At 69.2% G+C, this 12159-nt stretch carries 15 protein-coding genes; 9 read left to right on the top strand and 6 right to left on the bottom strand.

Features of this window, described 5'->3' with window-relative positions; translation table 11 throughout:
* Nucleotides 1-7 precede the first annotated feature (7 nt).
* Nucleotides 8-1642: a methyl-accepting chemotaxis protein gene (locus WNM05_RS15345; protein WP_434628370.1), complete on the top strand. Its 1635-nt coding sequence runs from the start codon at nucleotides 8-10 to the stop codon at nucleotides 1640-1642.
* On the opposite strand, the gene phnN is transcribed toward WNM05_RS15345, so the two are convergent.
* The 3 genes from phnN to phnF are packed head-to-tail and all read right to left on the bottom strand — an operon-like array spanning nucleotide 1643 to nucleotide 3601.
* On the bottom strand, nucleotides 1643-2194 hold the full coding sequence (gene phnN / locus WNM05_RS15350; RefSeq protein ID WP_434628373.1) for a phosphonate metabolism protein/1,5-bisphosphokinase (PRPP-forming) PhnN: 552 nt from the start codon (nucleotides 2192-2194) through the stop codon (nucleotides 1643-1645).
* Nucleotides 2184-2882, bottom strand: a complete 699-nt coding sequence (locus WNM05_RS15355; RefSeq protein ID WP_434628375.1) for a DUF1045 domain-containing protein — start codon at nucleotides 2880-2882, stop codon at nucleotides 2184-2186. The genes phnN and WNM05_RS15355 overlap by 11 nt, the downstream gene beginning before the upstream one ends.
* Nucleotides 2879-3601 carry a phosphonate metabolism transcriptional regulator PhnF gene (gene phnF / locus WNM05_RS15360; RefSeq protein WP_434628378.1) on the bottom strand — a complete coding sequence of 241 codons (723 nt, stop codon included), beginning with the start codon at nucleotides 3599-3601 and terminating at the stop codon, nucleotides 2879-2881. The genes WNM05_RS15355 and phnF overlap by 4 nt, the downstream gene beginning before the upstream one ends.
* A 172-nt stretch (nucleotides 3602-3773) precedes the next feature.
* Between phnF and phnG the strand changes: the two genes are divergently transcribed.
* From phnG to WNM05_RS15400, 8 genes are read left to right on the top strand one after another with little or no spacing between them, the layout of a single operon-like run.
* Nucleotides 3774-4208 (top strand): phosphonate C-P lyase system protein PhnG, encoded by a 435-nt coding sequence (gene phnG, locus WNM05_RS15365; protein WP_434628381.1) that lies wholly within the window; start codon nucleotides 3774-3776, stop codon nucleotides 4206-4208.
* Nucleotides 4209-4210: 2 nt separating this feature from the next.
* Nucleotides 4211-4783, top strand: a complete 573-nt coding sequence (gene phnH / locus WNM05_RS15370; protein WP_434628384.1) for a phosphonate C-P lyase system protein PhnH — start codon at nucleotides 4211-4213, stop codon at nucleotides 4781-4783.
* Between the two features lies 1 nt (nucleotide 4784).
* The gene (locus WNM05_RS15375) at nucleotides 4785-5870 is read left to right on the top strand and encodes a carbon-phosphorus lyase complex subunit PhnI (protein ID WP_434628387.1); all 1086 of its coding nucleotides are present in this window, start codon (nucleotides 4785-4787) and stop codon (nucleotides 5868-5870) included.
* The gene (locus tag WNM05_RS15380; RefSeq protein WP_434628389.1) at nucleotides 5863-6696 is read left to right on the top strand and encodes an alpha-D-ribose 1-methylphosphonate 5-phosphate C-P-lyase PhnJ; all 834 of its coding nucleotides are present in this window, start codon (nucleotides 5863-5865) and stop codon (nucleotides 6694-6696) included. Before WNM05_RS15375 ends, WNM05_RS15380 begins: the two co-directional genes overlap by 8 nt.
* Nucleotides 6693-7466 (top strand): phosphonate C-P lyase system protein PhnK, encoded by a 774-nt coding sequence (gene phnK, locus WNM05_RS15385; protein ID WP_434628392.1) that lies wholly within the window; start codon nucleotides 6693-6695, stop codon nucleotides 7464-7466. Before WNM05_RS15380 ends, phnK begins: the two co-directional genes overlap by 4 nt.
* Before the next feature lie 4 nt (nucleotides 7467-7470).
* On the top strand, nucleotides 7471-8178 hold the full coding sequence (gene phnL, locus WNM05_RS15390; RefSeq protein ID WP_434628395.1) for a phosphonate C-P lyase system protein PhnL: 708 nt from the start codon (nucleotides 7471-7473) through the stop codon (nucleotides 8176-8178).
* A complete protein-coding gene (locus WNM05_RS15395) occupies nucleotides 8175-9311 on the top strand; it encodes an alpha-D-ribose 1-methylphosphonate 5-triphosphate diphosphatase (protein ID WP_434628398.1) in 1137 nt (378 codons plus the stop codon). Before phnL ends, WNM05_RS15395 begins: the two co-directional genes overlap by 4 nt.
* Complete coding sequence (locus WNM05_RS15400; protein WP_434628400.1) at nucleotides 9311-9868, top strand: phosphonate degradation HD-domain oxygenase; 558 nt, start codon at nucleotides 9311-9313, stop codon at nucleotides 9866-9868. The genes WNM05_RS15395 and WNM05_RS15400 overlap by 1 nt, the downstream gene beginning before the upstream one ends.
* Before the next feature lie 9 nt (nucleotides 9869-9877).
* Here WNM05_RS15400 and WNM05_RS15405 read toward each other — a convergent pair whose 3' ends face one another.
* The 3 genes from WNM05_RS15405 to WNM05_RS15415 are packed head-to-tail and all read right to left on the bottom strand — an operon-like array spanning nucleotide 9878 to nucleotide 11985.
* Complete coding sequence (locus WNM05_RS15405) at nucleotides 9878-10855, bottom strand: GNAT family N-acetyltransferase (protein ID WP_434628403.1); 978 nt, start codon at nucleotides 10853-10855, stop codon at nucleotides 9878-9880.
* Between the two features lies 1 nt (nucleotide 10856).
* Nucleotides 10857-11057 carry a hypothetical protein gene (locus WNM05_RS15410; RefSeq protein WP_434628406.1) on the bottom strand — a complete coding sequence of 67 codons (201 nt, stop codon included), beginning with the start codon at nucleotides 11055-11057 and terminating at the stop codon, nucleotides 10857-10859.
* Nucleotides 11058-11109: 52 nt separating this feature from the next.
* Entirely contained in the window at nucleotides 11110-11985 is an 876-nt protein-coding gene (locus WNM05_RS15415) for an EAL domain-containing protein (protein ID WP_434628409.1), read from the bottom strand.
* Between the last annotated feature and the right edge of the window lie 174 nt (nucleotides 11986-12159).

Genomic DNA, 12159 nt, shown 5'->3' on the forward strand with positions numbered 1-12159 from the left:
GCATCTCATGAGCTTGTTGCAATCGATCAAAGTCGGCCCGCGCCTGACCGCATCCTTTGCGGCGCTGCTGGCCATCCTGCTCGCCATCTCGGCCAGCGTCTGGAGCGGCCTCGCCCACATCGAGCGCTCCGCGCAGGCTATCGTCAACGACGATGCCAGCAAGCAGCAGGCGGCGGCCGAGCTGGATAGGCATTCGCAAAACGCGGCCTTGCTGCTGCTGCAAATCATCGCCACGCCGGAGCGGCAGCAGCGCGAACCGCTGTATGCTGCGATGGACGACGCCAACCACCGCGCCGGCGACGTCATGCAGCGTCTGAAGGTCCTGCCCTGGAACGCCGAACAGGCCGGCTCGCTGAAACGCTTGGCGGAACTTCGCGCCTCGTACGCCAAAGCCTTCGCCGACACGGTCGATCTGATTGAAGCCGGCGATCCCGCGGCGCTGGCCAAACAATACGGCAGCCAGACCCGGCCGGCGCTGCAGGCGCTGCTGGCCGCCACCGCCGAACTGTCCGCCGCCCAGCAGCAGCACATGAATGCGGAAATGGCCGACGTGCTGGCGCTGATGGGCGCCACACGCAGCCTGCTGCTCGCCTGCAGCGCCGCCGCGGTATTGACCGGCCTGTTGCTGGCATGGCGCGTCACCCGCAGCATCACCCGGCCGCTGGAACACGGCGTGGCGGTGCTGGACGCGATGGCCCGGGGCGATCTGCGCAGCCGCGTCCAGGCCGACGGCAAGGACGAGACTGCGCAGATGCTGCGCAGGATGAACGCGATGCAGACCGAGCTGGCCGCCCTGGTGCGCGAAATGCGCGTCAGCGGCGACATGGTGGCCTCCGCCGCGGCCTCGATGGACGGCAGCGCGTCGGAGGTGGCCGGCGGCGTGGAAAGCCAGCAGGCGGAAATCCACCAGATCAACGGGCTAGTGGGCGCCTTCTCGACCAAGCTGGATCGCGCGGCCGCCACCGCCAGCCAAGCCCAGCGACAGGCCAGAAATGCGGCGGAACTGGCCGACAACGGCCAGCGGCTGATCGAGACCGCCTCGCGCGAGATCGGCCTGATCGCCGGCCAGATCCGCGGCAGCGCCGAATCGGTGGACGCGCTGCGCCAGCGCGCCAACTCGATGCACGCCATGATAGAGGCTGTCACCGACATCGCCGAGCAGACCAATATGCTGGCGCTCAACGCGGCGATTGAAGCCGCCCGCGCCGGCGAGATGGGGCGCGGCTTCGCCGTGGTGGCGGACGAAGTGCGCAACCTGGCCGCCCGCACCGCCCGGGCGACCCGGGAAATCAACGACGTGATCAGCGCCATGGATGCGCAGACCTCGGACGCGATGGGCCGGATCGAACAGGGGCAGAGCGAAATGGCCCGCGGCGTGGCGCTGATAGGTGAGATCGTGGAGCCTCTGACCGAGTTGAAGCGCGGCGCCACCGCCACGGTGGGCGAATTGGACCGGCTGGCGGCGGACATCGCCGAACAGGTGAGGGAAAGCCAATCGATCGCCGACAGCGTATCGACCATCGCCGACTCCGCCGACGAAAGCCTCAAGGCCAGCCAGGACGCCAGCCGCAACAGCGGCAAGCTGCGAGAGGTGAGCGCCGCGCTGCAGGCGCAGATGCGGCGTTTCTCGGTGGACGGCTGATCAGGCGGGCCGGCGCGTCAACAAGTCCAGCAGCCGCTCCCCGGCCTTCTCCAGCTCGCCGTCGTTCCACAGCACCTCGCAGCCGTCCGGCGGCGAGAAGCCGCCGGCCTCGCGCAATCTGCGCGCGATTTCGTCCGCCGACTCCCGCCCTCGACCGGCCAGCCGGGCGGCCAGCGTCTCGGGACTGGCGGTGATCCACAACGGACGCAGCGTGGGGAAGCGCGCCATCGCCAGCGGCAGGCTGGAACGCGAACCGTTGACCACGACATCCATGCCCTGTCCAAGCCACCATTCCGCCTCCACCCCCAGCCCGTAAGCCAGGCCGTGCCGCCGCCAGGCCAGCGCGAAACAGCCGCCCGCCTCGCGCGCGTCGAACTCCTCCGTCCTCAAGGCCACATGGTTTTCGCCGCCGGCGTCGGCCGGCCGGGTGATATAGCGGTGGGCGAACATCACGCCGCCGGGCAGCCGCTGCCGCGCATACGCCAACAGGCTGTCCTTGCCGGCGCCGGACGGCCCCATCACATACCACAGCGTGCCGGATTTATCGGCCATGGCGCGTCGCCTCGCCGTCGAAACCGCAGTAAGCCAGGCAACGGAACGGCCCGCCCTCGTCGCGCTCGACAAACAGCGCGACGCCGGCGACCGACACCTGGTCCAGCAGCCCGGCGAAATGGCGGCGCGCGCCCCGCTCGATCAGGACCGCGGCCTCCGATCCCCGGACCAGACGATCCGAAAGCGTCAAATGGAAGCGGAACTGCTCGAACACATAGGGATAGCCCCAGCGGCGATACAGCGCTTGCTGCCGCGGATCCAGCCCGTCTCTCGGCTTCAACGGCGCGCGTCTATCGGCCAGTCCCTCCAGCGACACCGCGCAGGCGGCGGCCAGCTCGTCCAGCTCCGCGGACGGCCCGGCCGGCCGCAAAGCCAGGAAATCGCCCAGCCAGCCCACTTGCAGGCTCAAGGCGAACGGCTGAAACGTCCGCGCCAGCGCCATCGTTTGATGAAGCAAGTCGTCCTCGCCGACCGCGGGCTTCAGGACGAACGGCGCCTTCAGCGTGGCATGCCAGCCGTAGCGGGCGGCTTCTCGGGTAAGGGCTGCCAGGGTCTCCGCCGCCACCCCCTCCACGGCGGCCTGCGCCACGCGCCCGCCGCGCACCGCATCCATGCCCAGCCATTCGCAGCCGGCGCGCCAGAGTCCGGAATCCGGCTTGGGCGCGTAATACGCGGCATAGCGCATCATTCCTGCTCCATCACCAGTTGCACCAGGTCGCCGTTGAAGCTGGTGACGCCGTACTGGACCGGCCGGCCTTCGGCGTCGACGTTCAAGGACTTCACCCTCAGCACCGGACGGTTCTTCGGGATGCCCAGATAATCGACCGTCTCGGCGTCCGGCAGCCGCGCGGTGACGCGGGTGGAACGGCGGGTGTAGTCCGGCACGCCGCAATCCTGCAGCGCCCGCGTCACCGAACGGTGGCGGCGGTAGGCGTCCGGCAGGCCCGGCAACCTCGCCGCCGGGAAGAACATCGTCGCATAGTCGACGACCCGGCCTTCGGCCTTGCTCAAGACCTGGATGCGGAACAGCGCGTCGCCGACCGCCACCTGCAGCAGCTCGGCCAGTTCGGCGTTGGCCGGCACCGTGTCGCTGTTCAGAATGTCGACGTCGGCGCTGAGATTCTGCCTCGCCATATTCTGCGAAAAACGCGTGCGCTTGCTGATCGCATAGTCGATCGCATTGTCCTGCACAAAGGTGCCTCGCCCCTGCTCCACCCGCAGCAGGCCGCGCTCGACCAGCGTCGCCACCGCGCGCCGTATCGTGTGGCGGTTGACGGAGAACCGCGCCGCCAGCTGCAACTCGGTCGGCAGCTGCTGTCCCGCCTGCAGCACGCCGCCGGCGATGTCGGCCGCCAGGCTCTCCTCTATCTGCCGCCACACGGCGACGCCGGAACCTCTTTCTATCATCACGCTTCTCCGTTGCGGCCAAGAGCCTGTTGGGGGCGTTTTAAGATCTGTGCCCGCCTTGAAAACGTCACAAAAACTTCATCGCCGCATGCTGTTTGTCGGTACCTGGTCGCCATTATCATGGATACGTCTATACGTTTATATGAATTTTTCTTGAACCATGAGGCACACGATGGACACCTCCACCCGACAGCGCTGCTTATCGGTGCTGGCCAACAGCCCGGTCGAGCGGCTGCTGGAACTGCTGCCGCCCGCCCTGCCCGCCGCGCCGCGCTGGCTGCGCCGCGCCGAAACCGGCCTGATGATGCTGCAGGGCCGCAGCGGCGGAAGCGGCGCACGCTTCAACCTCGGCGAAATCAGCGTCAGCCGCGCCAGCTGCGAGATCGCCGGCCATGTCGGCCACGGCTGGGTGCGCGGCGGCGACGGCCGCCACGCCGAGCTGATCGCCCAGGCCGACGCGCTGCTTCAGGATCCGGCCCGCCGCGGCGAACTGATGGAGGCCTGGATCGCGCCGCTGGAAGCCGAGCTGGCCGCACGCCGCGCCGTCCGCTCGCGCGAGGCCGCCGCCAGCAAGGTCGAATTCTTCACCATGGTGAGGGGGGAATGAATATGTTCACCGCTTTTGCCCGACCGGTCGATGACGCCCAGCGGACTTTCCGCGCGGTCTTGGCCGCGATGGCGGAACCGCTGCTGCCGCGCGCGCTGCCGGCGCTGCCGCCGGCCCTGCCCGGCCTGAAGGCCGCCACCGCCGCGCTGCTTTACACGCTGGCCGACCAGGACGTCGGCGTCTGGCTGCCGGCGCTGCCGGACGAGACCGTCGCCAGCCTGCGCTTCCACACCGGCCTGCGGCTGGCCGGACGGCCGGAAGACGCCGACTTCATCGTGGTCGCCGAGAACATGCCTTTGCCCGAGCTGCCGAGCCTGAAGGCCGGCAGCGCCGAATACCCGGACCGCTCGGCCACCTTGCTGATCGAGACGGACGGCTTCGGCGAGGACCAGGTCGAGGGCAGCGGCCCCGGCTTCGCCGCGCCGCGCCGCTTCGGCGCCGCCGGCCTGCCGGCCGGCTTCTGGACCGAGTGGCGGCGCAACCACGCCCGCTTCCCGCTGGGCGTGGACGCCATGCTGATCAGCGACACCCATATCGCCGGCCTGCCGCGCAGCGTCCGCATCCGGGAGGGTTGAAATGTATGTAGCCGTCAAAGGCGGGGAAACCGCCATCGCCCGCTCCTGGGACCTGCTGGCCGCCGCGCGCCGCGGCGACGAGGCGACGCCGGAGCTGAGCATAGCTCAAATCCGCCGGCAACTGCGCCTGGCCGTGGCCCGCGTGATGCAGGAGGGTTCGCTGTACGACGAGGAGCTGGCCGCGCTGGCGCTGAAGCAGGCCAGCGGCGACAGCATCGAGGCCGTCTTCCTGCTGCGCGCCTTCCGCACCACCTTGCCGCGCTTCGGCCAGACGCTGCCGCTCGACACCGCCGCGATGCGGGTGCGCCGCCGCGTGTCCGGCACCTTCAAGGACGTGCCGGGCGGCCAGATACTGGGCCCGACCGCCGACTACACCCAGCGTCTGCTGGACTTCGGCCTGATGGAGCCCGCCGGGAAAATCGAACTGGAACAAGCCGCCGCCCCGCTGCCGGACGCGCTGCCCGGCGTGCTGCAGCTGCTGGACCGCGAGGGCCTGATCGAAGCCGAGCTGCCGCCCGACGGCGATCCGGAACCGGCGGACCTGACCCGCGAACCGCTGATGTTCCCGGCCGGCCGGCCGGCGCGGCTGCAGAACCTGGCCCGCGGCGACGAGGGCTGGCTCTTGGGCCTCGCCTACTCCACCCAGCGCGGTTACGCCGAAAGCCACCCGTTCGCCGGCGAGATCCGCATCGGCGAAGTCGGCGTGATGATCCGCCCCGAGGAGCTGGGCTTCGAGATCGACATCGGCGAGATCACCTTGACCGAGTGCCAGATGATCAACCAGTTCGGCGGCAGCAAGACCGCGCCGCCGCAATTCACCCGCGGCTACGGCCTGAGCTTCGGCGAGGCCGAGCGCAAGGCGATGGCGATGGCGCTGGTGGACCGCAGCCTGCGTGCCGAAGAGCTGGGCGAGACCGCCCACGCGCCGGCCCAGCAGCCCGAATTCGTGCTGTATCACAGCGACAATGTCGAAGCCTCCGGCTTCGTCCAGCACCTGAAGCTGCCGCATTACGTGGACTTCCAGGCCGAGCTGGCGCTGATACGCCAGCTGCGCGCTGCCGCCGACCAGGAGACCCTCCATGACTGACGCGCGTTACAACTTCGGTTTTCTCGACGAGAACACCAAGCGCATGCTGCGCCGCGGCTTGCTCAAGGCCGTGGCGATTCCCGGCTACCAGGTGCCGTTCGGCAGCCGCGAAATGCCCTTGCCCTACGGTTGGGGCACCGGCGGCATCCAGGTGACGGCCAGCGTCATCGGCCGCGACGACGTGCTGAAAGTCATCGACCAGGGCGCCGACGACACCACCAACGCCGTCAACATCCGCCGCTTCTTCGGCCGGGTGGCCGGCGTCGCCACGACGACGGCCACCGGGCAAGCCACGCTGATCCAGACCCGCCACCGCATTCCTGAAACGCCGCTGAAACCCGGCCAGATCATGATCTTCCAGGTACCGGAACCGGAACCGCTGCGGACGCTGGAAGCCAGCGAAGTGGAAACGCGCAAGCTGCACGCGCACCAGGAATACGGCCTGATGCACGTCAAGCTGTACGAGGACATCGCCCGCTTCGGCCATATCGCCACCAGCTACGACTACCCGGTGATGGTGAACGACCGGTATCTGGCCTCGCCGTCGCCGATTCCGAAATTCGACAACCCCAAATTGGACATGAACCCGGCGCTGCTGCTGTTCGGCGCCGGCCGCGAGAAGCGGCTGTACGCGATTCCGCCGTATACCAGGGTGGAAAGCCTGGCCTTCGACGACCACCCGTTCGAGGCGCAGAGCTGGCAGCAGGGCTGCGCGATCTGCGGCTCGCATGACAGCTATCTCGACGAGATCGTCACCGACGACGCCGGCGGCCGGCTGTTCGTCTGCTCAGATACCGACTACTGCCAGCGGGAGAGACAAGCATGATGGCGCCCATCCTCAGCGTAAACGGGCTTTGCAAGGACTACGGCAACGGCCAGGGCTGCTTCGACGTCGGCTTCGAGCTGTATCCGGGCGAGGTGCTTTGCATCGTCGGCGAGTCCGGCTCCGGCAAATCGACGCTGCTGTCCACGCTGGCCGGCCGCCTGGCCGCCGACGCCGGCAGCGTGCGCTTCGCCGACCGCGACGGCGCCGCGCACGAACTGACCCGGCTGCCGGAGGCCGAACGACGCCGGCTGGCGCGCAGCGAATGGGGCTTCGTCACCCAGCACGCCCGCGACGGCCTGCGCATGGACGTCTCCGCCGGCGCCAACGTCAGCGAGCGGCTGATGGCGCTGGGCCAGCGCCATTACGGCCGGCTGCGTCAGACCGCCGGCGACTGGCTGGAGAAGGTCGAGATAGACCGCGCGCGCCTCGACGACAAGCCGTCCGCCTTCTCCGGCGGCATGCAGCAACGGCTGCAGATCGCCCGCAACCTGGTGACGCAGCCGCGGCTGGTCTTCATGGACGAGCCCACCGGCGGTCTGGACGTGTCGGTGCAGGCGCGCTTCCTCGATCTGACCCGCCGCCTGGTCCGCGACGCCGGCATCGCCGTCATCATGGTGACGCACGATCTGGGCGTGGCGCGGCTGCTGGCGCAGCGCACGCTGGTGATGCAGAAGGGCCGCGTGGTAGAGGCCGGCCTGACCGACCAGATACTCGACGACCCGCAACACCCGTACAGCCAGTTGCTGGTGTCCTCCATCCTTCAGGCCTGACATCATGAATCTACTGATCAACGCGGAAAACCTCAGCAAGACCTTCACCCTGCACCAGCAGGGCGGCTTGCGGCTGCCGGTGCTGACCCAGGTCTCGCTGCAGGCGGCCGCCGGCGAGTGCGTGGCGCTGGCCGGCCCGTCCGGCGCCGGCAAGAGCACGCTGTTGAAGGCGCTGTACGCCAACTACCTGGTCGACGGCGGCCGCATCGGCGTCCTTCACCAGGGCGCGTGGCTGGACATGGCCCGCGCGCAGCCGCACGAGATCGCCGCCGTCCGCCGTCACACGCTGGGCTATGTCAGCCAGTTCCTGCGGGTGATCCCGCGGGTGTCGGCGCTGGACATCGTCGCCGAGCCGCTGCGCGAATGGGGCGCGACCGACGCCGAAGCGCGGCTGGCGGCCGGCGCATGGCTGGCGCGGCTGAACATCGCCGAGCGGCTGTGGAGCCTGCCGCCGGCCACCTTCTCCGGCGGCGAACAGCAGCGCGTCAACATCGCGCGCGGCATGATCGCGCCGCGGCCGATACTGCTGCTGGACGAGCCGACCGCCTCGCTGGACGCGGCCAACCGCGACGTGGTGGTCCAGCTGATGCGCGAGGCGCTGGCCCGCGGCGCGGCGCTGATCGGCATCTTCCACGACGCGCCCACATGCGACGCCATCGCCACCCGCGTCTTCCGGGTCCCGCTGGCGCAACACACGGAAACCGCAGCATGAAACAGACTCTGAACCGCGCCCGCATCGTGCTGGCAGACCGCGTCATCGACAACGGCGCGCTGGAGATCGACGATGGCCTGATCGCCGCGATACACGAACGGCCGCTGCCCGAAGGCGAGGACCTGGGCGGCGCGCTGCTGCTGCCCGGCCTGGTCGAGATCCACACCGACAATCTGGAGAAACACCTGATGCCGCGCAACGGCGTGCTGTGGCCGACCTTGCCGGCGGTGATCACCCACGACGCCCAGTGCGTGGCCGCCGGCATCACCACGGTGCTGGACGCGCTGGCCGTCGGCGATCTCGAAGGCGACAGCGTGCGGCTGGACACGCTGCACAGCGCCTTCGACGCGATAGACCGGGGCATGCGCGAGGACGCGCTGCGGGCCGACCACTTCTTCCACCTGCGCTGCGAGCTGGCCTATCCGGGCCTGCTGGACGAACTGGCGCCGCTGATCGCCCATCCGGCGGTCAAACTGCTGTCGGTGATGGACCACACGCCGGGCCAGCGCCAGTACCGCGACCTCGAGCAGTACAAGAAGTACTACGGCAAGAAGAAGGTGGGCTGGAACGAGGAGACCTTCCTCGCCGCCGTCGAGGAACGCAAGGCCAGGCAGGCCGAGTTCGCCGGCCGCCACAAGCAGGCGGCGGTGGAGATGGCCCGCGCCCGCGGCATCGCGCTGGCCAGCCACGACGACACCGACGAAGCGCACATAGACGAAGCGCTGCGCGACGGCGTGGCGATCTCGGAGTTTCCGACGACGCGGGAGGCGGCGGCGGCGGCGAAACGTCACGGCCTCGCCACCGTGATGGGCGCGCCCAATGTGGTGCGCGGCGGCTCGCACTCCGGCAATGTGGCGGCGCTGGAACTGGCGCGGCACGGCCTCTTGGACATCCTGTCGTCCGACTACGTGCCGGCCAGCCTGCTGCACGGCGCCTGGCTGCTGCATACGCAGGCCGGCTGGAGCCTGCCCCGCGCCGTCGCCGCCGTCAGCCTGAACCCGGCGCGCGCGGTGGGCCTCGCCGACCGCGGCGACATCGCCGTCGGCCGGCGCGCCGACCTGGTGGCGATGACGGCGCTCGGCGACGTGCCGCTGGTTCGAAACGTCTGGAACAAGGGCAGGAGGGTATTCTGATGCGACAAGCGATCGCCACGCTGCAACAACTGTACCGCGAGCACGGCGCGCGCCATTACGGCGAGGCCGTCAGCCAGTTCGACCACGCGATCCAGGCCGCCACGCTGGCGCGCGACACCGGCCACGACGACGAGCTGACGCTGGCCGCCTTCCTGCACGACGTCGGCCACCTGCTGGAGCACGACGGTGCCGAAGCGATGGGCGACTACGGCGTGATGGCCCACGACAGGCTGGCGCGCGACTACCTGCTGCAGCTGGGCTTCTCGCCGCGGCTGGCGCGGCTGGTCGGCATGCATGTCGAGGCCAAGCGCTATCTGTGCGCGGTCGACCCGGCCTATCTGGCGGCGCTGTCGCCGGCCAGCGCCGCCACGCTGGGCTACCAGGGCGGACCGATGCGCGCGGACGAGGCCGACGCGTTCTCGCGGCTGCCGGACCTGGCCGACATCCTGGCGCTGAGGAGGCTGGACGAGGCGGCCAAGGACGGCGGCTGGAGCCTGGACGCGGCCGATTGGGTGTGGCCGCTGATGGCCGCTCATCTGGCCGGGTCCGGCGGCTGATGTCGCGGTTCAGCGCTTGAACAGCGCCATGCCTTCCGAGCGCGGCGCGGTCGGCTCGAAGCCGAACTGGGCATACAGATGCTTGGCGTCGCCGTCGGCGATCAGGCTGACGTAGGCGCTGATCGGCAATTCGCGGTCGATGTGGCCGCGTATCGCCGCCATGATGCGCTTGCCCAGCCCGCGCCCCTGGTGCGCCGGCAGCACGGCGATGTCCACCACCTGGTAGAAGCCCCCGCCGTCGCCTATCAGCCGACCCATGCCGACGGTTTCGCCGCCGTGGCGCAGCAGCACCGAGAACAGCGTGCCGGCCAGGCCGCGGCGGGCGGCCTCCTCGGTCTTCGGGCTGAGGCCGGATTCGGCCCGCAGGCGGCGGTAGGTGTCGACATCCGGCGTCGCCTCGACCAGGGCGTAATCGTCGTCGCCCGGCACGCGGGCCGGCGCCGCGGCCGGCATTGAGAAGGACAGCGGACGCTGCATCAGCACCTCGTCCAGACAGCGGCCGTCCAGCATCACCGCGCCGGGGATCAGGCCGACGCGCCGGAAGCCGAAAGACTGGTACAAAGCCTTGGCCGGCGCGTTCTCGGCATGCACGGCCAGCTCCAGCGACGCCAGGCCCGGCAGCGTGGCGGCCTGGTCCAGCACCGCCTGCATCAGGCCGCGCGCCACGCCCCGGCCGCGGCATTCCGGCCGCGTGAACACGCCCTGCACCGTCGCGCGGTGGCGGATTCTGGCGCGAAGATCGCGCCGCAAGGCGGCCACGCCGACCAGCTCGCCGGCGATGAAGGCGCCCAACACCCGCTGCGCGTCGCCGGGGGCTATCTGGCGCTCGACGGCCTCCCGATCCAGCGCGGCGACTGCGTCGGCGTCGGCGTGGATGGACGCCGGGTCATGGGTGGCCGCCGCCACGCGGATAGCCTGATAGGCGTCGGCGTCGTCGGCGTTCAGCAGGCGGATGAGCAGTCCGCCGTTCTCGTCGAAAGTCGTCATATTACTTCGCCGCCGTCGCGTCGGCGGTCGTGCAGCTGAAGCTGCCGTAGCCGACCGACTTCACCTTGCCCTCGCCGCAGGTCTTCACCGCCTGCTCGGCCATCCTCTGCAATTGGGCCGCGTCGCGGTAGCCGTCGGTATTGCCTATCACGCAGGCGGACAAGCCCAACGCGCACCCCATCGCCAATGCCAGCTGTTTCATTTCGCCTCTTCACGGAAATGCATTCGACCGCATGGTCAAAAATGCAAATATCCTAACAGGCGATTCTCGACAAATCCAGTTCGCGCGCCGCCCGCTGCCGCTTCAGCCGCTCCGACAACAGCGGCCCCGAACAGTATTCGGCCCCCATGCGCAGCGCCAGCTCCAGCATGTTGTCGCAGACGATGTCCTCGACCGCCAGCGCGAAGCCCTGCTCCACCAGCTGCGGCACCAGCGTCAGCAGCTGCTCGCGCACCCGCGGGTACATGATGGCGCGGCCCATGAAGCTGGGCGCCAGCGCCAGCCCGTCCGGCTCCAGCCGCCACAGCCGCAGCAGGTCCTGGCTGCCGGCGCCGAAATCGCCCAGCCCGACCTTGTGCCCGTTCTGGCGGTAGCGGCGCAGCAGCGACAGGCCGAGCTCGCCGGTGCGCGCATCCAGCAACAGCAGCATAGGCGCCTGGCTGGCCGGAAACTCCAGCGTCTCCAGCAGGCGGGCGGTGAAGTCGACGATGCGGTCGCTGTAGGCGTGGCAGATGCGCGGATCGACGTCTATCCGCAACGGCAGATGGCGGCCGTTTCGGCCCAGGTGGTTGATCACGTGCAGCACGCGGATCAGCTTCAGCAGCGCCACCGCCTTCGCCTCGCCGTAATTCATCGCGAACAGCCAGTTGGCCGGCAGCGTCTGGCCGAACTGGCCATAGATGCGCAGCCGCGCCGCGTATTGCAAGAGCTGGCACTGGTCGTCGCGGACGCGGGCCTGGGCGATGAAGCCGCTGCTCAACCACCAGCCGTCGAAGCTGGCGAACACCTCCTGCTCGTTCCATTGCAGCCGCGCGGCCACGCCCTCCCGCTGCAGGAACTGTTGGCAGGCGGCCAGCATCGCGGGGGGGAAACCGGCGGGCAACGCCTTGGCGGGCTTGAATCGTTTCATGACCGGAACCGGAAAAGTGGAATTGGCGCCAATATAGTCCCGGACGTGACACTGGAATATATTATTTCCCGATAAGGCTATCTGTTTTCCGGCAATGCCGTCTTTTGCACGATTTTGCATTTGCATTGCAGATTTTCTTGCTTCCCGCGCCGGCGCCCCCGCCCCTACAGTGCG

Origin of the sequence: Chromobacterium sp. CV08 (assembly GCF_051129845.1) — a bacterium.
Taxonomy (GTDB): Bacteria; Pseudomonadota; Gammaproteobacteria; order Burkholderiales; family Chromobacteriaceae; genus Chromobacterium.